We start from the raw sequence: 18,558 nt of genomic DNA on the forward strand, positions 1-18,558 counted from the left end.
CGGCCGCCGGGCCGCGCTCAGGCTGCCGCCAGGCTCAGGCGGCGCGGCGATGCCCCTCGCAGCAGGCACATCCGGCGCCACAAGCACACCCGGCAGCGGCGACGCTCAACGGCTCGCCCCCGGCACCCCGGCCGGCAGCAACTCCGAGCGCCTCGCCTTCCGCCACGACCCCGCGCGACGAACCCCCAGCCACGACCCCGCGCGACAAACTCCCGGCCACGGCCTCGAACAGCTCGGGTGCGGGCGTGGCGAACCCGTCCGTGTGGTGGGCGGTAAGCGGGCCGCCCGGCAACAGGCGCAGACGCGGCGGGCGCGGGACGGCGGGCGCCTCGTCATCCTCCTCGACCAGGTGCCAGCGCAGGCCCGGCGTGATCCTGTCCCCGGGCGGCTGAGCGGTCCCGCCGGCCACCCGCGACAGCGCCACCACCAGCAGATAGCCCAGGATCACGAAGCCGTGGCTCACGAGCCGTTCCGCGTCGACCCGGGCGGCCGAGAGATCGTTGACCGACAGCAGCAGGAGCATCCCGACGAAGGCGGTCAGCATCGGCACCAGCCCCGTGGGCCGGCTCCGGCGCAGGGCGATGAAGAGGTAGCCCGCCCCGACGGCCACGTTCCACGCCGCCGACTCGTGCCAGAGGTGGCCCGGGGTGGCGTCCAGCCCGGTGTGCACGTGCAGGCTGCTCGACCCGCCGCCGACCTGCGCCAGCCCGAGGATGAGCTGCACGGCGCCGACCACGGCCAGGGCCACGTAGAGCGCCGCGGTCGCCCGGGGCCGCCAGTCGCCCGACCGGGTCTCGTGCCACCACGCCCGCACCCGCCCCAGCGGCCCGGAGGACGCAGCCGGCGCAGGAAAGGCAGAGGACGCCGAAGCAGCGGGGGACGCGGCGGAAGCGGCCGGCGCGGAGGGGTCCGTCGGCGCGGAAGGACCCGCCGGCGCGGCGGCGGCCCCGAGCGCGGCCATGATCGAGCCGCTCAGGTCGGGCACGTCCGTGACCAGCCCGGTCCGGCTCAGCCGGTTGACCATCGCGGCCCGGTCCAGCCATTCGCGGCACCCGGCACAGCCGGCCAGGTGCTCGTCGACCCGCGCCCGATCGCCCGGATCGTCCTCGCCGTCCAGTTGAGCGGACAGCATCTCGCGCCACTGCTCACACGCCATATCCCCATAGTCGCGCGGGGACGCCGCCTGGTTCCGGAGCGGGTCACCGGAATTCACGGCAGGCGGCGGTTCACACTCCTCCGGTGCCGCCGAGCAGCCGGCGCCGCTCCCGGAAGGCTCGCAGGTTCGCCGTGTTGCCGCACGTGCTCACGTCGTGCCACACGCCGCTGTTGTTGCGGGACGTGTCGAAGAACGCCGCCCGGCACTCCACGTTGTGGCACAGCTTGAGCCGGGGCCACAGCCCGGCCTGCTGCGCGACCAGTGTCTCGGCCCACAGCGCGGAGGCCAGCCAGCGGGTGCCGCGCCCGGCCGGGATGATCCGGACCCAGCCCGCCGCATCGGGAACCAGGGTCACCGGCACGTCGGCGGGCGGCAGGGCGCCGTCCTGGCCGGCCGTGCGGCCCCCGGCGAGGATCACGCCCTCGAACGTCGTCCGCAGCCGGCGCACCGACCGGAGGTCCGCCGACGAGAGCAGGAGCACCGGCGCGGGGAGGGCGGCGACCCGGGACCACGCGGCCAGCGCGTCGGTCAGCCAGCGCTGGGCGTCGTCGGGCGTGGCGAGCAGATCGGGCGCGTACGCCATGGTGGCCCGGGTGTTGAGCAGGTCCTGGACGAGCGCGAGGCCCGCCGGCGCCTCCCGGACCCCGTGCCGGGCGCTCGCCTTCCATGACATGGACGAAGGGTACCGTCCCGGATCCCGAGGAGTTTTCGCGTGTGATCGCCCGGGTAGCGACCGTGGTGGATGATGTGCCGAAGGAGGCAGCGTGCGCAGATTCCTCACGAGTGTGGTGGCAGCGGCGGCGGCGGTGAGTCTCGCCACGGCCTGCGGCTCCGACCAGTCGGCGGCCCCGGCCCCCACGACAACGACAACGGCCACGGCCCCGTCAGAAAGCGCGACCGAAGACGCGCCGGAAAGCCCGACGGGCAGCCCGACCACGAGCCCCGCGCCGCAGGAGGCCCCGAGCGCCACGCCGGAAAAGCTCAAGCGCGGAGTCAAAGGCGACCGCGTCGTCGCCCTCCAGCAGCGCCTGACCGAGCTCGGCTACTGGAACGGCGGCGAGGCCGACGGCTCCTTCGGCGCGCTCACCCAGCAGGCCGTCTACGCCCTGCAGAAGGCGGCCGGCCTGACCCGCGACGGCGTCGTCGGGACCAAGACCCAAAAGGCCCTCGACCAGGGTGTACGCCCGAAGGCGAAGAGTGACGACGGCCGCGTCATCGAGATCAGCAAGAAGAAGCAACTGCTCATGCTCGTGAACGACGGCGAGGTCGAGCAGGTCTTCAACACCTCGACGGGCTCCTACGAGCGCTACGAGCAGGACGGCGCCTCGCACATCGCCGCGACCCCGTCCGGCAAGTTCACAGTGTCGCGCCAGATCGACGGCTGGCGGGACGCGCCGCTCGGACTGCTGTGGCGGCCCAAGTACTTCAACGGTGGCATCGCGGTGCACGGGGCGTACAGCATCCCGCCGTACGCGGCGTCGCACGGCTGTGCCCGGGTCTCGATCCCGGCGATGAACCACCTCTGGAAGAACGGCAAGATTCCGATCGACACCAAGGTCTGGGTCTACTGACCGAAATTCCCGAATCGCCCTATCCTGAGGGCAGCGAGGGAACGGGGTGGCCCAGGATGACGCAGACTCAACCGCCGGCGGTCGTGCCGGACGAGCTCAGGTGGGCGCTGGCGGAGGCGGGCAAGGAAGCCGTCGCCGTGGCGCCCGGCTGGTTCCGCGCGTGGCCGACCGGTGACGAGCGGTGGTCCGTCGTCAACATCCGCGGCGCCTCGCAGGTCATCGTCAACCACAGCCGCGAGGACGAGCGTCACCCGAACAGCTGGACCGTGCGCGCCCTGTTCGGCGACAAGGCCGTCGAGCTGCGCCTGGGACCCTACGACAACAAGGAACAGGCGATCTGGGTCGCGCACGCCGTGCTCAATCTGGCGTTCGCCGAGGATCCGGCGCCGTGAACCCGTACCCGTATGGGCAGGTCTTCTGGAACGGCATGAGCTGGCAGCAGCTGCCCCCGCCGCCACAGCGCCGTCACCTGCCCGCCGGGCTGATCGGCGTACTCGCCGCTCTGGGGGTGGGGTTGATCGTCGGCGCCGGGGCCGCGGCGGCGAACGCCTATGCCAAGCACACGATCTGCACCTCGATGGAGAGCACCGGCACGCACCGGCCGGCGATGGCCGAGGCGGACGCCATCAGCAGCGTCCACGACACGGCCGACCGCATGCGCGACTACGGTCGCCTGCTCGTTTTCGACCGCTCGCTGAAGAGCGCGATCGACGGCCTCGCCGCGGACCTGGACGAGCTCGCCACGCTGAGCGGCGCGCTCACGAGCAGCGCCGCGAGCACCGACTCGCTGACCCGCTTCTTCCAGGTGATCAGCGCGGTGAACACCCACGCCCGCGACGCCCAGCGCGCCTGCGGCCTGCCCGCCGACGGCATCGCCTGAGGCGGCGCCACCAAAGGTCATCAATGCGCTACCTCCGCTCCATGTCGGCGGACTAGCGTGCGCGCATGTCCACGGTCGATCGCCGTACCTTTCTGCGCATGGCAGGCCTCCCCGCCGCGGCGGCCCTGCCCTCCGGTCTCGACAAGGCGCTGGCCATCCCGGCCCACCACAGCTCGGGCACCATCGCCGACGTCGAGCACGTGATCTTCCTGATGCAGGAGAACCGCTCGTTCGACCACTATCTGGGCACGCTGCGCGGCGTCCGGGGTTTTGCCGACCCCCACCCGATGCGTACGCCCTCCGGCCGTACCGTCTGGCATCAGCCGCAGGCCAACGGCCCGGACCTGCTCCCCTTCCGGCCGGACGTCCCGGACGTGGGGTCGACGTTCCTCCCCGACCCGCCGCACGGCTGGAACGACGGTCACGCGGCGTGGAACGGCGGCCGCTACGACAGGTTTGTGCCCAACAAGGGCGTCACGACCATGACCTACCACACCCGCGCGGACCTGCCCTATCAGTACGCGCTGGCGGACGCCTTCACGGTCTGCGACAACTACCACTGCTCGCTGCTCGGCCCGACCGACCCGAACCGCTACCACATGTGGACCGGCTGGGTCGGCAACGACGGCCGGGGCGGCGGACCGGTCGTCGACAACGACGAGGCGGGCTACGACTGGTCGACCTATCCCGAGCGGCTCGAGCGCGCCGGCGTCCCGTGGAAGATCTATCAGGACGTGGGGCTGGGCCTGACCGCCGCGGGCTCGTGGGGCTGGACCCAGGATCCCTACATCGGCAACTACGGCGACAATTCGCTGCTCTACTTCCACCAGTACCAGAACGCGCAGCCCGGCACCCCGCTCGCCGATCGCGCCAAGACCGGCACGAACGTCAACGCCCTCGGCCGTGATCCGTCCGCGCTGCTCAGCGACTTCCGAGCGGACGTGGCGGCCGGACGCCTGCCCGCCGTGTCGTGGATCGTGGCGCCGGAGGCGTACACCGAGCACCCGAACTGGACCCCCGACTACGGCAGCTGGTACGTGTCGCAGGTCATCGACATCCTCGCCTCGCACCCGGAGGTGTGGAGCAAGATGGCGCTCTTCATCACGTACGACGAGGAGGGCGGCTTCTTCGACCACCTCGTCCCGCCGACCCCGGGCTTCTCGACCGTCCCGACCACGAACGAGATCTTCCCGGGCGACGCCGAGCACCCCGCCGGCCCGTACGGGCTGGGCGTCCGCGTCCCGATGATCGTCGTCTCGCCGTGGACGCGCGGGGGCTGGGTGAACTCGCAGCTCTTCGATCACACGTCGCTGATCCGTTTCCTGGAGCGGCGCTTCGGCCCGCGCGAGACCAACATCACGCCGTGGCGCCGGGCCGTGACGGGCGACCTGACCAGCGCTTTCGACTTCAAGAACCCCAACCGGTCCCGCCACGTGCAGCTGCCGGCGACGTTGCAGCCCGCCGACCTCGTCCGGCATCCCGACGAGCCCCCGGTCCCGCCGGCCGACCAGCAACTGCCGAAGCAGGAGCGAGGGGTACGCCCGGCGCGCGCCCTGCCCTACGCCCTGCACGCGGACGCCTCGGTCGCCGGCGACACCCGCACTGTCACCTTCCGCAACACCGGCCAGGCGACGGCCGTCTTTCAGACCCGCGCCGGCGACGACATCCGCACCTATACGGTCGAGCCGGGCAAAACACTTTCCGGTACGTGGCCCGTCCGCGAACGCGTGGAAGTGCACGGCCCCAACGGCTTCTACCGACAGTTCCTGGGCGGTGCACTGGGCGTACGGACCGGATACGACACCCGGGCCGAGAAAGTGACGGTCGCGTTCACGAATTCCGGGGCGGCCCGGCTGCAACTGACCGTACGGGACACGTACGGCACCCATCCCGTCACCATTTCGTTGCGCCCCGGCGAGACCGAGCAGAAGTCCTGGTCGGTGGTGCGCGCCCACGGCTGGTACGGGTTGCGCGTCACCGCTGCCGGGGGGCTCGAGCACCAGGTGGCCGGGCATCTCGAGAACGGCAAGGACAGCATCACCGATCCGGCAATGGGCGGTCTCGCATGACGGTTGTGTGACGGTCTCGTATGGCGGCCTCGGGACGGCCTCGGGCCGGTCCAGAGACTGTCTCGGGACGGTCTTATTTGGACGGTTAAGCCGCCGTTAACCGTGATTGTCGTGACAGGTATCGTTCTCGGCGAATAGCATTCCCGGCACCGAGAGTGAGACATCAGTGGCACGGCAGATAATCACGGTCCTGACCGATGACATCGATGGCAGCACGGCCGACCGCACCATCGAATTCGGCCTGGACGGCGTCGCCTACACCATCGACCTCTCCGAGGAGAACATCGCCAAGCTGCGCCAGACCCTCGAGCCCTACGTCACCGTGGCCACCCGCGTGAGCCGCGCCGGCGTCCGCCGTGGCGCTCCGGCCCCGGCCCAGTCGGCCCCCACCCGCACCAGCCGCGCCCAGAACCAGGCCATCCGCGACTGGGCCGCCCAGAACGGCTACGAACTGTCGGACCGCGGCCGCATCCCGGCCAACATCGTCACGGCCTACAACAACCGCTGACGCATTCCCCGGCCGGCGGCAATCCCCCCGATTGCCGCCGGCCACTTATCCTCGGCCCCCGTGACATCCTTCATTCGCAACGTGTCCTTCGACTGCGCCGACCCCTACGCCCTCGCCCACTTCTGGAGCGAGGTGATCGGCCACCCGGTGAGCCCCGGCTCCACCCCCGCCGACACCGAAGTCGTCATCGAACCCCCGCACGGCCCCCGCCTCTATTTCCAGGCCGTCCCGGAACCCAAAACCATCAAGAACCGCGTCCACATCTGCCTCCAGCCGAGCAGCCAGAACCGCGACGCCGAGCTGGACCGCCTCCTCGCCCTGGGCGCCCGCATCCAAGCCGACCACCGCACCCCCGACGGCAACGGCTGGATCGTCTGCCTCGACCCCGAAGCCAACGAATTCTGCCTCACCCGCTCCGCCGCCGAACGCTGACGCCGCCCCGCCCTTGACATCGACGAACTACAATTTGTAGTCGGGGGTGTCGCGAATGGCGGACGGGCAAGCAAAGCGACAGCAGGCAGTCGACATATTCGCTGCCGGCACATGCGCCGACGATCGCGCTGCGGGCGGCTGGGGAGTCGTCCTCCAGTACGGAAGACACAGCCGAGAGCTGCACGGCGCCGCATTCGCTCCGACATCCACCGACCGGCTGCTGTTGACCGCGGTGGCCGAGGCCTTCGACCGGCTGACCCGGCCCACCGCAGTGCATGTTCACGCCGATCAGGCCCTTGCCGGTCGTTACCGCGACCTCGGATCGCGCCTGTCCGCGGCCGCCCAGCCGCATCAGGTCCGGTGGGTCGGGAATGACACCTCCGGCGCGGAAGCCGAACGGGCCGGCGCCTTGGCGCGAGCCGGCTTGCTCGAGGCCGCACAACGACTCGACTCCCGCTGCATCCACGACCTCATCACCCGCCAGTGCTGGCAGTGCCGGCCGTCGGCCGCCCCACGCCCGGAGCGCGTCGCCATCACCTCCGGTGGCGCCGTCTTCCACCTCAGCGAGGGCTGCGCCGCTCTCCACGACGGCTGGCGACGCCTCGAGCGGCGGGGCGGAGTCCGCTCCGACCTGACCTGGGTACCAACCGTGGACGCCATCGCCGCCGGCCGCGGCGCATGCGAAATCTGCTGCGCCGGCCACAACATCCGGTAAGACTCCTGAACGCTCGACCACCTGCGCGACGTCTCGGCCCGAACGTGGCCGCAGCTCCTTGAGGTTCCCGATAACTGACCCCTGAAGGGTGTCGACCATTGGGCGGCCAAGCGCCGGCCCGGTCTCCGCGAGCATGTCGATGGCGACGTTAACCGACCGGAAGACATCCGGATCCGCCTGGCGTAACGCCCGTAACCAGGCACGCACATCAGACGTAGTCTTGATCGACCACCGACGAGGTACATCCTGAGGCAGGGCCCAACTATAGCTTGGGCTAAACATGAGCAACAGCAGTTCGCGCACCGCGCCGATCGCCCGGAACAACTCCCCAGGCCAGGATGAAGGTGGGCCACCAGGCACTCGAACCCTGTGGTACGTGGGAGCCGGGGCGCGCAGAGGGTCTACCAGTCGGACTGTCCAGGGCGACGCTGCTGAGAACGACAAGCCGGACTGACGTCACGCCTCGTCGTCGGAGAAGAACTCGGCCTGACGCAATTGCAAGATTTGAGCTTGGATCTGGACGAGCCGCCACACGCCAAGCGCGGCGCCCATCGCAACGCCGCAGAGCAGGCCGACGCCGAAGTTTGCGGCCCAGCCTCCAGCGGCGGTGGCAAGAAGGACCCAGAGCGCGTCGAGCAGTCCCAGGCTGGCTCGAATGTCGGACTTCGGCATGGGCGTCATGATGCCAGCGCCGCAGCCGGACGGGCACCGGACGTTCGTCTACCGAACCTCGGCCACCGCTTCGCCAGGTCTTTGCCGCTCGGCCCGACAGCCGACCCACCGGACCCGGGAGCCGGCGCGCGCGCAGCCTCAACGATCGCGGCGGCGGGACGGCGCTCGTCGGCCGGATATGAACACATCGTCATCTTGTGATTAGACGATAAAATTTGAAAACGATTACCGTTACGGGCCTCAGGATCGGAGTGGTAATCGTGATTCCAGTCAAGCGTGCTTTCGTGGCCCTCGCGGCCGTCTCTCTTCTTACGGCCTGCGGCTCCTCGGGGGAAGAGGCCGGTGCGGACGCCGGGTCCAAGCTCGCCGTGGTGGCGACGACGCCCGAGGTGGCCGACTTCGTGCGCGCGATCGGCGGAGACGGCGTTGCGGTGACGCAGATCATCAAGCCGAACGTCGATCCGCACGACTACGAGCCCACCCCGGCCGACCTTCAGGCGATCTCCCAGGCGAAGGTCGTCGTGAAGAACGGCGTCGGCCTCGAGGAGTGGCTTGACCAGACGATCTCGTCGGCCGGCTTCCAGGGGACCGTGGTCGACTCGAGCCAGGGCGTGACGCTGCTCGAGGGCCACGAGCACGAGGAAGGCGAGGAGGAGCACGCCGGCGAGGAAGGCGAGGAGCACGATCCGCACATCTGGCACGACCCGCGCAACGCCAAGATCATGGTGACGAACATCGAGAAGGCGCTGGCGGCGGCCGAGCCGGCACGGGCTTCCGCGTTCGGGCAGAACCTCACGGCGTACTCGGCTCAGTTGGACAAGCTTGACGCGGACAACGAGGCCGCCTTCGCGAAGATCCCCGCGGCGCAGCGCAAGCTGGTCACCAACCATGACGCGTTCGGTTACTACGTGGCGCGGTACGACATCGAGTTCGTGGGCTCGGTGATCCCCAGCCTCGACACGTCCGCCGAGCTCTCCGCGCAGCAGCTCACCGATCTGGTCGCGAAGATCAAGGCGACCGGCACCAAGGCCATCTTCACCGAGAGCTCACTGCCGGCGAAGAGCGCCGAGGCCATCGCCCGGCAGGCCGGCGTCAAGGTGGTCTCCGGCGAGGACGCCCTCTTCGGCGACAGCCTCGGGCCGGACGGTTCCTACCTGGCCGCCGAGCAGCACAACACCGAGGTCATCACGTCCGCGCTGGCGGGCTGACGATGCTCGGCTACGCCGGGGTGAGCGTCGGCTACCAGGGCCGGCCGGTGCTCACGGGCGTCGACCTGACCCTGGAGGCCGGGCAACGGCTGGCGCTCGTCGGGCCGAACGGCGCCGGCAAGTCGACGCTGATCAAGTCGCTGCTCGGGCTGGTCCCGGTGCTCGACGGCACGGCGACCGTGCTCGGCCGGGCGCCCGCCGAGGCTCGTGACCAGGTCGGGTACGTGCCGCAGACCGATGCGCTCGACGCCGGCTTCCCGGTCACGGCCGCCCAGGTCGTGATGATGGGCCGCTACCGGCGGATCGGATGGTGGCGGCCCGCGCGGGGGGCCGACCGGCAGGCCGTACGCGCGGCATTGGATCTTGTGGGTCTGGCCGACCGGGCCGGGAAGCACTTCGGCACGCTCTCCGGCGGGCAGCGCCAGCGGGTCCTGCTCGCCCGGGCGATCGCGGCGGAGCCGAAGCTGCTGCTGCTCGACGAGCCCTTCAACGGCGTCGACGTGGTCAGTCAGGAAGCCATCCTCCGTGTGCTGCGCGAGCTCACCGCAACGGGCACCGCGCTCGTACTGAGCACCCACGACCTCACCGTGGCCCGCGACCTCGCCGACATCGTCTGCCTCGTCAACGGGCGGCAGTGGGCCGCCGGACCCCCGGCCACGACGCTCACGACCGACAACCTCAGGCTCACGTACGGCGGCCACGCCATCGATCTCGCGGACGGCCGGACTGTGCTGGTCGACCCGTGATCGAACCGTTCCAGGCCCCGTTCATGGCCCGGGCCCTCGCCGAGGTGGCCCTGCTGGCGCTGATCTGCGGCCCCGTCAGCGTGTTCGTCTTCCTGCGCAAGCTGTCGTTCGTCTCCGACGCGCTGACCCACACGGTGTTCCCGGGCGTGGTCATCGGCTTCGTGGCGGGCGGGCTCGAGGGCCTCTTCGTGGGAGCCCTGGTCGCCGCGCTGGTCACCGCGGTGGTGCTGACCCTGCTGACCCGGGGCGGCCGCCTCTCCGACGACGCGTCGACGGCCGTGGTCCTGACGGCGATGTTCTCGCTCGGGGTCGTGCTCGTGTCGCGCCGGTCCTCGTACACCTCGGATCTGACGTCCTTTTTGTTCGGACGCCTGCTGACCGTCACGCCGCAGCAACTCGCCGAGACGGCCGTCCTCGCCGTCGTCATCCTGACCTTGCTGGCGATCGGCGCGCGGGCGCTGGTTTTCCGCGCGTTCGACCCGGCGGGCGCGGCGGCGGCCGGCTATCGGATCGCCTGGCTCGACCTCTGGCTCAACCTCATGGTCGCGCTGGTCGTGGTGGCCGCGGTCCGCGCGGTGGGCACGATCCTGGTCGTGGCCCTGCTGGTCGTCCCGGCGGCGGCCGCCCGCATGGTGACGGCCCGGCTCCCCGTGATGGCCGCGGTGGGGACTGCGTTGATCTTGTTTTCCGGGTACGGCGGACTGTGGCTGAGCTGGACCGCGTCGATCGACTACGGGGTGTCGCTGACGAGCGCTTCCGCGGTGGTGCTGCTGCTCGTGGCTTCCTATGTCGTGCTGCTGTTGCTGTCTTTCCTGAAGGGCTCGCGTCGTGAACTGGTGGGATGACGCCCTGCACCGGGCGACGCTCGAAGTGATGCTGGTCGGGGCGCTCGCCGGGCTGATCGGGGTGCAGGTGGTGCTGCGCCGGCTGTCCTTCTTCACGCTCGCCCTGACCCACGCGTCGTTCCCCGGCGTCGTGGCCGCCTCGATCATCGGCGTCAACATCTACGCCGGCGGCATCGTGGCGGGTGCCGTTGTCGCTTGTGCTGTGGCGGCGCTGAGCCGGGCCCGCGGACAGAACGCCGCCGCAGCCACGGGAGTCATGGTGTCGGGCGGGTTCGCGCTGGGCGCCGGACTGGTCGCTACCCAGAGCGGCTTCAGCCGAGATCTGTCATCGTTCCTGGTCGGCTCGATCCTGACCGTCTCCCCGTCCGACCTGATCGTCACCGCCACGGTCCTGGTCCTGGTGGCCGGGGTCCTGACGGTCTGCGCGCGGCCGTTGCTTTTCGTCGGCTTCGACCGTACGGGCGCCCGTGCCGCCGGCTATGCGACAAGCCGCTGGGATCTGCTGTTGCTGCTGACGATCGAGGTGGTGGTCGTGACGGTGGTCCCGGCGGTGGGGACGATCCTCGCCCTGGCCCTGATCGTGGCCCCCGCAGCGGCAGCCCGCCTGTGGTCGACGCGGCTGTCCATCGTCACTGCTCTGGCCGTCGTGTTCGGCGTGATCTCGGGGCTGGGCGGCTTGTGGGCATCGAGCCAGTGGAACGTGGCCGCAGGCGCGAGCATCACCCTGGCCGCGACGGGGATCCTGATCGTGTCGGGGGTCGCTTCTCGTCTCCGGCCCCTCATGACGGCGGCGGCGACATGAGCGCGCCGGACCTGTCGCGGGCGGTGGCGGTGCTGCGCGGCATGGCGTACGAGCACCGCCTGCACATCCTCATCCTCCTGCGCGAACACGGCGAGCTGACCCCGGCCGCCCTCACCGACGAAATCAACGCCGACCCGACGGCGGTGGCCCACCATTTGCGCTTCTTGCTCGACGCCCGCCTGATCCGCCGCGAACGCCGAGGGCGGAACGTGTTCTACGCCCTGCGCGGGGAGGCGACCAGGCGGTTGCTGGCCGAGGTGCTGCACTACGCGGGCAGCTGAGCGTTGCCGTCAGGACTTCTCCGCCGATGCGAGGTCGACCGCGTGCTCGGTCGTGTAGCGGTTGCACGCGTACTCACGGTCCGTGCCGAGGCAGACGCCCCAGCGAACGACGAAGTCCTCTGTGAAGCGCTTGTCGCGGTTGAACTCGGCCACGACCCTCGTGCTGCCGTGCCGCTTGACCATGATGCTGTCGTCGGATTTCTCGCACCGGGCGGACCCGCCGGCGACCCGATCCCGGCCGCTGGAGAACAACACCGTCGGCAGACTCCACTGATTGATGGCGTTGTTGCCCCCGTCGCTGCAGTCGAGCTCCTGCTTCTTCGTGGTGATGTTCGTCGCGACCGCGTCGATCCGCACCGCATCGTCGCTCACGACGACGCGGGTGAAAGTAATCATGAACATGTCGACGGCCATGCCGTCAGCGCGGATGTACGGGTCGGGTGGATAGCCCGCCAGCGTGTAGGAACCGTTCCGAAGCTCGGGCAGCCGGCTGTTGTTGATGGCGTCCTCGGCTTTCTGCCAGAGGAAGACCAGACAGCTGATCAGCATGATCGGGACGCTGAGCACAGCGATCCAGAACGTGCCTATCGCTTGGCGTTCCTGCCGCCAGTGCTCAATCGTCGGCACAGCTCGGCGCCTCCCCTGGGAGCGTCAGGTCGTTATTCCCCTGACCGGCCAAACGCCCCAGCTCAGGACCGGTGATGACCGGCTTCCCCATTCATGCCATCGAGTGATCACTATCCGCGGTCGTCAGCGTTCTCCGGCCGGCCGATCGTGTTCGTCACGGTTCCGGAGGCGCCGTTCTCTGCGCCGATACTGCCCCGCGTACGAGCGCTGGGCGTCGTCGACCGCCTGGGCGTCGGGATCGGCGGCGGCTCCGTAAAGCTCGGTCCCAACGCCGGCTGTGTTAGCTCGGACGAAGGACAGGCCTGTCCTCGCCAGGGGCCAGGTCCCACAATGGAGGAATCCACCACGGCTGCGCCATTTCACCAATGGGGGAACGATGAAGAAGCTCGCTTCCAGGGTTGTCGTGATGGCCGCAACAGTCATTGCCGGGCTTGCCCTGTCGGTCGCGCCGGCGTCAGCCGACGACTACGGCAACGGCGACGACCTGCACCTCGGCATTGCCAACAAGAACTGTGGGTACGCGACGTGCAGCTACTACGTCACTCGCGAGTCCACCAAGATGCTGGACGACTACTTCTCGAGGAACGGCCTGGGTGTCAATTCCACTACCTTTGCGGTGTGTGGCGCGCTGGGCTATGTGACGTGGGGTGTCGGCGGCGCTTACTGTGAAGTCACGGCGATCATCGTCCAAGAGCAGACGAAACGCGCTGCCAATGATCACGGCCCGAAGGGCGCCTGCCTCAAGCTGACTGTCACCAACAGTCACGGGGTCGGACCGGAGATCCCGACCTATTGGTCCACCAACAACGGCAAGTACTGCCACGACTTTTCCTGACTGCTGCCGCTGCTCCAGTGACCCTTCGGTGGTATCTGCACGTGTCAACGCGTGCAGAAGCCCCCGGACCGTGGTGGTCCGGGGGCTTCTTCGGATTTCGTTACGCGGGGAGCTGGGCTTCCTTCTCCTTGAGCGCCTGCTGCACAGCCTCCGCGACTCGGGCGTCCTCGCGCTGCTTGCGACGAGCACGGTTCCGGCGGGTCAGCACGATCGTCGCGATGACGGCGGCGACGAGGATGATCACCAGGATGGTGAGCGGCCACGGGACGGCCCACGCGCTCGCGGTGGCCTTCACGGTGGCGAGCTGACTTGTCGAGCCCGACGGGTCGGTGATGAGGGGGGTCAGGGTGGCGGTCGCGGCGAGGCGGACGGCCGGGGAGACGTCCTTCAGGGGTACGGACATCTGCCACGTTTCGCCCGGGAGGAGCTCCGGCGGGGCGGCGATGTCCTTCGCGCGTACCTTGAACCAGCCGAACGGGCCCGAGAGCTCGACCCCCTGCTGCGCCGACAGCGTGGTGTTGCCCGTGTTGTGGATCGTGTAGTGCACGGTCGCGTCGCCGGCGGCGAAGGGGTTGGCGGTGCCGTGGAAGTTGATGCCCAGGTTGTCGATGCTCAGGGCGGGGGCGAGGTCGCCGCCGACGCGGAGTTTGATGCGGATGCCGAGGCGGCGTTCGACGCTGATGCTCTGGGACTGGTCGGGCTGGGTCAGTGACGTGACGATGCCGCCGACATAGTCGCCGGGTGTTGCGTTGTCGGGCACGGTGACCGCGAAGGGGACGGAGACCGTCTTGCCGGGCTGGACTGTCACGCGTACCTGGGCGGGCTTGGCCCATGTCCCGACCGCGACCGGCTTCGCTCCCTTGACCTGCAGGTCGAGCTGGCCGGTGTCGGTGGTGTAGCCGTCGGCCGTGTAGACGTCGAGGGCCAGCGGGGTCTTGCCGCGGTTGGCGACGATCATGGCGTCGTTCAGGGTGCCGCCGGGGTTGACGGCGTAGCTGTAGCTGGAGCGGTCGGCGCCGTAGCTGTTCGAGGCGGTTCGGACCGTCCAGGTGACGTCCCCTTCCTCTTTCTGCGCCAGCGCGGGGCCGGCGGTCAGACCGACGACAGCCGCGGCGGTGAGGACGGCCATGGCGGCGGTGCGGATGAGGGACATCTTCTTCTCCGTCTATGAAAAAGGGGCGGACACACCGTGCCCGCCCCCGGAAATCAGCTGCTCAGTGCGGTGATGGTGAGGGTGCCGCGGTAGGTGCCCTTGTCGGCGGTGTCCGGGATCTTCAGATCCAGGTCGGCGCCGATCTTGGCGGTGCCCTTGGCGTGGCCCTGCTCGGCGGAGGCGAGGTCACGCGAGACCGCGAGGCCCTGGCCGCCGTCGTCGTAGCCAGACTTGACCGGGGCGCCGACCTTGGCGCCGGCCCCGGCGGTGAGCACCTTCGGCGCCCAGCCCAGGTACGAGCCCGAGAAGGTCTTGTCGGCGTCCTTGAAGTCGCTCACGCTGGCCCCGATCGACCACGGCGCCTGCGTGCGGCGGGTGTCCGACACGAGGATCGGGTTGATCTCGCCGGTCGCGCCGAAGTACTGGCCGGCGTGCTCCTCGGCGGTGCCCAGGTCGACGAGGCCGTTGTAGCCGTCGATCGTCCAGCCGAACTCGCCGGGGGCGGCGGTCGGGACGTTGACCTGGATCTGCTGACCGTCACCCTGGTAGGGGTGGATGGTCACCTTGTCGACGATCGAGCCGACCGGCTGGCCGGACTCGGTGTTGGAGCAGCTCAGGCCGCCCTCGACCGAGGCGTTCGGCGCGGCGCACGTACCGCTGCGCAGGTTCTGCACGACCAGCTTGTCGCTGCGGACCTGCACCTTGACGTACGAGCGGACGTGCTCCTGGTTCTGCACCGAGTTGTACCAGTAGTTCTCCGGCTTCAGCGGGTCGGCGCCGTTGCCGGCCCCGCTCGTGCCGCTGCTGTCCGGCTTGGTGATGTCGTAGTACTTCGAGCCGGAGGCCGAGTTCGCCGTCATGTAGATGACGCCGCCGGGGCCGACGAAGACGTCCGAGTCGCCGGGCTTCTCGTCCGGGTTGGCCTTCGCGCCGTTCTTGATCTCGTAGCTGCGGGTGTAGACGTGGTCGTGACCCTGCAGGACCAGGTCGACGCCCAGCTTCGAGAAGGTGGCGGGGAAGTCGACCCGGCGCACCTTGTTGTCGGCGTCCTTGGCGTGCGAGGCGGCCGAGTAGATCGAGTGGTGGTAGACCAGCACGGTCCACTTGGCGTCGCCGCCGTGCTTGTTGATGACGTCGGTGACGTAGGCCACGTGGGCCGCGTCGCCGCCGCCACCGGTCGACGTCTGGTAGGAGTTGCTGTTCAGGTCGATGAACAGCGTGTCCTTGTAGACGTACCAGTAGTCGCCGCCCGAGGTGTTGGACGACGGCTGGCCGTTCGCGTAGTACGCGGCCGAGCGGTCCGAGTTCGGGGTGTAGAAGTGCTGCTCGTACGCCTTGCCGCCGACATCGTGGTTACCGATGGTGGCCGCCCACGGGTAGCTCTTCAGCTGCTGGGGAGCGAGGAACGCGTCCCACTGGGCCTCGGTGTTGGCCGTCTCGACCTGGTCGCCGCCGGAGACCAGGAGCTCGGCGTCGGGGTTCGCGGCGAGCGACACGTTGACGGTGTCGACCCAGCCGGCCTGGTCCTTGGCCACGTTGCCGGAGGCGCCGATCTGCGGGTCGCCGTAGAACAGGAAGTCGTAGTCGCCCTCGAAGTCCTGCGTCTTGAAGGTGTACGCCGGCGACCAGCCGTCGGCGTCGCTGCCGACCCGGTACGAGTAGGCGGTGTTCTCCTTGAGACCGGTGATGGTCGCGTGCCGGTTGAAGCCGCCGCTCGTGGCGATGTTCGCCCCACCGAGCGCGGCGAAGGTCGCGGCGGACGCCGGGAATTCGCCGTTGGTGACGGCGGACGTGGGAGCCAGCTGGACCGACTGCGCGGTGTCGACCGGGGTGTACCAGGTGACGATGCGCTGCTGCTCGGTGGCGCCGACGCCCAGGACGATGCTGGTGGGCGGGGTCGCGTCGGCGGCGAGGGCGGGCGCGGCCAGGCCGGAGCCCAGGGCCACGGTCAGGCCCAGCGCCACCGCGGTGGCCCCGGCGGCCACGCGACGACGCTGTGTTTTGGTGGATCTCATGAGGGGTCCGTCCTCTGTCAGGAAACGTGCACGATCAAGCTTTAGGCGGACCGTGAACGCCGCGTGAACAAGATCAAGATCGGGAGTGGAGCGTCCCGGAAGACCTAGGCTCCGACCAGGCGCTGGACGAACCAGACCAGCCCCATGACGGACACACCGGCGGAAATCGCAACGGTGGCGCGGCGGCCGGCCCGGGGTGCGCGCCGGCGGAGCAGCATCAGCAGCGGGCAGACGACGGCGATGATGCTCAATTGGACGACTTCGATGCCGACGTTGAAGACGACCAGTGACCAGAGCAGCGTCCACGACCAGGCCTCGTCGATCCCGAGCGCGCCGGCGAAGCCGAGGCCGTGCACGAGCCCGAAACCGAAGACGACCGCGAGCCGGCCCCATCCGGTGCTTTCCTCGTTCCGTTTCCACAGGCCCCAGGCGGCGACCACGGCAATGGAGAGCGCGATGACCGGTTCGACGACCTTGGCGGGTACGTCCACCAGTCCCAGCGCGGCGAGAACGAACGTCACGGAATGCGCCACGGTGAAGCTCGTGGCGGCGAGCACGATTTCCTTGAGCCGTCGCGAGCCGGCGATCAGGGCGAGCACGAACAGAATATGGTCGATGCCGAAGAGCAGATGCTCGGCGCCGAGGAGAAAGAACTCGCCGAAGCGCTCGTACCACGTCTGCCCGATCGAGAACTCGGTGTGATTGCGATCGAGCGCCGCGCTGCCACTCGCGCCGCCGAGGTCGTACGTGACGATGGTCTTGACGTCCTTGATGTAGCCCTCGCTGTCGGGAAACAGCTCCGCCCGGATCTCGTGATTGTCGCCAGGACAATTCCAATCCAAATTCAGGACGGTGTACGGCACCCCTTCGCGCTCGGTCATCGTGAAGTCGCCGGCACGGGTGGCCGTACAGGCGTCGATCGTGAATCGTTCCGTGACGTAGCGCACCGCGTTGTCCGCGTGGGCGTTGAGGGCCGCGGCCATGCCGTTGGTGTCGCCGGCCTCGAAGGCGGGAGTGCCCGACCGGAACAGTGGGTCGTCGCGTTGCGTGTCGGCGGCCGAGACGAGGAACAGGTCGTACTCGAGTTCCAGCTTCGTCCGCACATGCCCCTCGTCGCCGGCCGTGATGTCCGCGTAGACGGTCGACGAGAAGCCGTGCGCCAGCGCGGGCTGGGCATTCAGCAGGGAGAACGCTGTCGCAGCGACCCCCAGTGCGATGACGGAGATGCGTCGCAACATGGTGCTCCTTCACTTGGCCAGAGCACGTTCCATGCCGGGGGTGAACGCGAGAAGACCGTTCGGCGAACCGACGGCGACAAGCTGCCAAGATCACTTAGCGGAGGCCCCGATCTCGGATAAGACTGCCTCCGTGCGTCCCTTCCTCCGTGCCTCGGCTCTGGTCACCGCTGTGCTCCTCACCGGGTGCGGCTCCGGCGACGCGTGGCCCGAGCCGCGGCCCTTGCCTCCCGCGGTGGGCGCGCTCGGGGCGGGCTTCGTCACGGGCACCCCGGCGCCCGAGGCCACGATCACGCCCGCGCCGGGCTCGTGGGACGGCGTCCGGCCGCCGGTCGGCTACCGGGTGGTGCTGCTCACCAAGGGCACCGACGCGCCGACGACTGCGCTGGTCACGGCGGTGAAGGAGTGGGCGGGCGCCGTCGATGCCGACCTTCGGGTGGTCACGGCCGGGCATGATCCCGTACCGGACATCGTCAAGGCCATGGACATGCACCCGGACCTGATCGTCAGCGCCGGCAACGACCTGATCGACCCGCTCGCCCTCGTCACCCCGAACCACCTCGACCAGCAGTTCCTGGTCGTCGGGGCCGAGCTGGCCGAGCCGACCCACAACGTGACCTCGGTCGACTGGGCGGGCGCGTCGTTCCGCGGTGAGGGGCTGGGCTCGGCTTCCACGTACGACCCGGCGTCCTTCACCGCCGCCCGCTGCGCCGACGCGATCCGGGCGGGCGTGGCAGCCGTACTCTCGAAATTGACCGGAATCGTCATCTGGCTGACCCCTCGTCAATGAACGCGACCTGAACGTCCG

At 69.4% G+C, this 18,558-nt stretch carries 21 protein-coding genes and 1 pseudogene; 14 read left to right on the forward strand and 8 right to left on the reverse strand.

Features of this window, described 5'->3' with window-relative positions; genetic code table 11:
* Positions 1-34: 34 nt before the first annotated feature.
* Both RAN62_RS28275 and RAN62_RS28280 read right to left on the reverse strand, forming a co-directional pair.
* On the reverse strand, positions 35-1,156 hold the full coding sequence (locus tag RAN62_RS28275; protein WP_305787817.1) for a zf-HC2 domain-containing protein: 1,122 nt from the start codon (positions 1,154-1,156) through the stop codon (positions 35-37).
* A gap of 70 nt (positions 1,157-1,226) precedes the next feature.
* Positions 1,227-1,829 (reverse strand): CGNR zinc finger domain-containing protein, encoded by a 603-nt coding sequence (locus tag RAN62_RS28280; protein WP_305787818.1) that lies wholly within the window; start codon positions 1,827-1,829, stop codon positions 1,227-1,229.
* A 91-nt stretch (positions 1,830-1,920) separates the two neighbouring features.
* On the opposite strand from RAN62_RS28280, the gene RAN62_RS28285 reads away from it, so the two are divergent.
* The 7 genes from RAN62_RS28285 (at position 1,921) to RAN62_RS28315 (ending at position 7,331) form a co-directional block, all read left to right on the forward strand.
* Positions 1,921-2,727, forward strand: coding sequence for a L,D-transpeptidase family protein (locus tag RAN62_RS28285; RefSeq protein WP_305787819.1), 807 nt, complete (start codon positions 1,921-1,923; stop codon positions 2,725-2,727).
* 56 nt (positions 2,728-2,783) lie between these two features.
* The gene (locus RAN62_RS28290; protein WP_305787820.1) at positions 2,784-3,119 is read left to right on the forward strand and encodes a hypothetical protein; all 336 of its coding nucleotides are present in this window, start codon (positions 2,784-2,786) and stop codon (positions 3,117-3,119) included.
* Complete coding sequence (locus RAN62_RS28295) at positions 3,116-3,607, forward strand: hypothetical protein (protein WP_305787821.1); 492 nt, start codon at positions 3,116-3,118, stop codon at positions 3,605-3,607. Before RAN62_RS28290 ends, RAN62_RS28295 begins: the two co-directional genes overlap by 4 nt.
* Positions 3,608-3,672: 65 nt before the next feature.
* On the forward strand, positions 3,673-5,676 hold the full coding sequence (locus tag RAN62_RS28300) for a phosphocholine-specific phospholipase C (RefSeq protein WP_305787822.1): 2,004 nt from the start codon (positions 3,673-3,675) through the stop codon (positions 5,674-5,676).
* Between the two features lie 166 nt (positions 5,677-5,842).
* On the forward strand, positions 5,843-6,184 hold the full coding sequence (locus RAN62_RS28305; RefSeq protein ID WP_305787823.1) for a histone-like nucleoid-structuring protein Lsr2: 342 nt from the start codon (positions 5,843-5,845) through the stop codon (positions 6,182-6,184).
* Positions 6,185-6,244: 60 nt separating this feature from the next.
* A complete protein-coding gene (locus RAN62_RS28310; RefSeq protein WP_305787824.1) occupies positions 6,245-6,616 on the forward strand; it encodes a VOC family protein in 372 nt (123 codons plus the stop codon).
* A 55-nt stretch (positions 6,617-6,671) separates the two neighbouring features.
* Positions 6,672-7,331, forward strand: coding sequence for a ribonuclease H family protein (locus RAN62_RS28315; protein ID WP_305787876.1), 660 nt, complete (start codon positions 6,672-6,674; stop codon positions 7,329-7,331).
* Positions 7,332-7,373: 42 nt separating this feature from the next.
* Here the strand turns inward: RAN62_RS28315 and RAN62_RS28320 are convergent.
* Both RAN62_RS28320 and RAN62_RS28325 read right to left on the reverse strand, forming a co-directional pair.
* Positions 7,374-7,613, reverse strand: a pseudogene (locus RAN62_RS28320) (type II toxin-antitoxin system RelE/ParE family toxin); the annotation flags it as partial.
* 174 nt (positions 7,614-7,787) lie between these two features.
* Positions 7,788-8,003, reverse strand: coding sequence for a hypothetical protein (locus tag RAN62_RS28325; protein ID WP_305787825.1), 216 nt, complete (start codon positions 8,001-8,003; stop codon positions 7,788-7,790).
* A gap of 260 nt (positions 8,004-8,263) precedes the next feature.
* Here RAN62_RS28325 and RAN62_RS28330 point away from each other — a divergent pair, with 260 nt between their 5' ends.
* From RAN62_RS28330 to RAN62_RS28350, 5 genes are read left to right on the forward strand one after another with little or no spacing between them, the layout of a single operon-like run.
* Entirely contained in the window at positions 8,264-9,211 is a 948-nt protein-coding gene (locus tag RAN62_RS28330; protein WP_305787826.1) for a metal ABC transporter substrate-binding protein, read from the forward strand.
* A gap of 2 nt (positions 9,212-9,213) precedes the next feature.
* On the forward strand, positions 9,214-9,957 hold the full coding sequence (locus tag RAN62_RS28335; RefSeq protein WP_305787827.1) for a metal ABC transporter ATP-binding protein: 744 nt from the start codon (positions 9,214-9,216) through the stop codon (positions 9,955-9,957).
* Positions 9,954-10,802 (forward strand): metal ABC transporter permease, encoded by an 849-nt coding sequence (locus RAN62_RS28340; protein WP_305787828.1) that lies wholly within the window; start codon positions 9,954-9,956, stop codon positions 10,800-10,802. Before RAN62_RS28335 ends, RAN62_RS28340 begins: the two co-directional genes overlap by 4 nt.
* Positions 10,786-11,604, forward strand: a complete 819-nt coding sequence (locus tag RAN62_RS28345) for a metal ABC transporter permease (protein WP_305787829.1) — start codon at positions 10,786-10,788, stop codon at positions 11,602-11,604. The genes RAN62_RS28340 and RAN62_RS28345 overlap by 17 nt, the downstream gene beginning before the upstream one ends.
* Positions 11,601-11,885, forward strand: coding sequence for a metalloregulator ArsR/SmtB family transcription factor (locus RAN62_RS28350; protein WP_305787830.1), 285 nt, complete (start codon positions 11,601-11,603; stop codon positions 11,883-11,885). The genes RAN62_RS28345 and RAN62_RS28350 overlap by 4 nt, the downstream gene beginning before the upstream one ends.
* A 9-nt stretch (positions 11,886-11,894) precedes the next feature.
* Here RAN62_RS28350 and RAN62_RS28355 read toward each other — a convergent pair whose 3' ends face one another.
* The gene (locus tag RAN62_RS28355; RefSeq protein WP_305787831.1) at positions 11,895-12,434 is read right to left on the reverse strand and encodes a hypothetical protein; all 540 of its coding nucleotides are present in this window, start codon (positions 12,432-12,434) and stop codon (positions 11,895-11,897) included.
* 454 nt (positions 12,435-12,888) lie between these two features.
* Here RAN62_RS28355 and RAN62_RS28360 point away from each other — a divergent pair, with 454 nt between their 5' ends.
* The gene (locus RAN62_RS28360; protein ID WP_305787832.1) at positions 12,889-13,347 is read left to right on the forward strand and encodes a hypothetical protein; all 459 of its coding nucleotides are present in this window, start codon (positions 12,889-12,891) and stop codon (positions 13,345-13,347) included.
* A gap of 100 nt (positions 13,348-13,447) precedes the next feature.
* Here RAN62_RS28360 and RAN62_RS28365 read toward each other — a convergent pair whose 3' ends face one another.
* The 3 genes from RAN62_RS28365 to RAN62_RS28375 form a co-directional block, all read right to left on the reverse strand.
* Positions 13,448-14,500 (reverse strand): WxL protein peptidoglycan domain-containing protein, encoded by a 1,053-nt coding sequence (locus tag RAN62_RS28365; RefSeq protein ID WP_305787833.1) that lies wholly within the window; start codon positions 14,498-14,500, stop codon positions 13,448-13,450.
* 53 nt (positions 14,501-14,553) lie between these two features.
* Positions 14,554-16,515 (reverse strand): purple acid phosphatase family protein, encoded by a 1,962-nt coding sequence (locus RAN62_RS28370; protein WP_305787834.1) that lies wholly within the window; start codon positions 16,513-16,515, stop codon positions 14,554-14,556.
* A 104-nt stretch (positions 16,516-16,619) separates the two neighbouring features.
* A complete protein-coding gene (locus RAN62_RS28375; protein ID WP_305787835.1) occupies positions 16,620-17,753 on the reverse strand; it encodes a HupE/UreJ family protein in 1,134 nt (377 codons plus the stop codon).
* A gap of 130 nt (positions 17,754-17,883) precedes the next feature.
* Between RAN62_RS28375 and RAN62_RS28380 the strand changes: the two genes are divergently transcribed.
* Positions 17,884-18,540 carry a type 1 periplasmic-binding domain-containing protein gene (locus tag RAN62_RS28380; RefSeq protein WP_305787836.1) on the forward strand — a complete coding sequence of 219 codons (657 nt, stop codon included), beginning with the start codon at positions 17,884-17,886 and terminating at the stop codon, positions 18,538-18,540.
* The last annotated feature ends 18 nt before the right edge of the window (positions 18,541-18,558 follow it).

The sequence above is a fragment of the Symbioplanes lichenis genome, assembly GCF_030709675.1.
Classification (GTDB): Bacteria; Actinomycetota; Actinomycetes; order Mycobacteriales; family Micromonosporaceae; genus Actinoplanes; species Actinoplanes lichenis.